The 374-nt window shown below is 50.0% G+C and carries 1 protein-coding gene; it reads right to left on the minus strand.

The features are described 5' to 3' along the window. Positions 1–374 (minus strand): transposase (locus AACU55_RS23385; protein WP_339382306.1); only part of this gene is annotated, 374 nt, incomplete at both ends.

A 374-nucleotide genomic window follows, 5' to 3' on the forward strand; every position in this document is an offset into this window, starting at 1 on the left:
TTCGACCTTTTTTCTCTCACTTCCCTGACATATTCACGCTCACGTCTCGAGGGCAGTTTTAGCATCGCTGCGTTGCTGTAAAAATGCTTCAGATGACCCGGGATGGCTCCCGCTGATGCCCACGGCAACCCGATTAACAACCGTAATATCTCCGACACTGCACCGCTAAAACTAAGCTGATAAGGCAGATAATCTCCCTTCAGGCTGAACGCCATCTTGATCATCTGGTAACGAATAAGGTTATAAGTCAGCAGGATACCCCACAGTTCCTGCCTCACCATTTCCGGCAGTTTGCTTCTCAGCGCCCACCGGTTCCCCAGTAAAAACTGCTTCGTCTCCCGGTATCCTAACTCGATTTCCCAGCGATGCTTATA

The organism is Rahnella sp. CJA17(1/100) (assembly GCF_963881615.1).
GTDB lineage: Bacteria > Pseudomonadota > Gammaproteobacteria > Enterobacterales > Enterobacteriaceae > Rahnella > Rahnella aceris.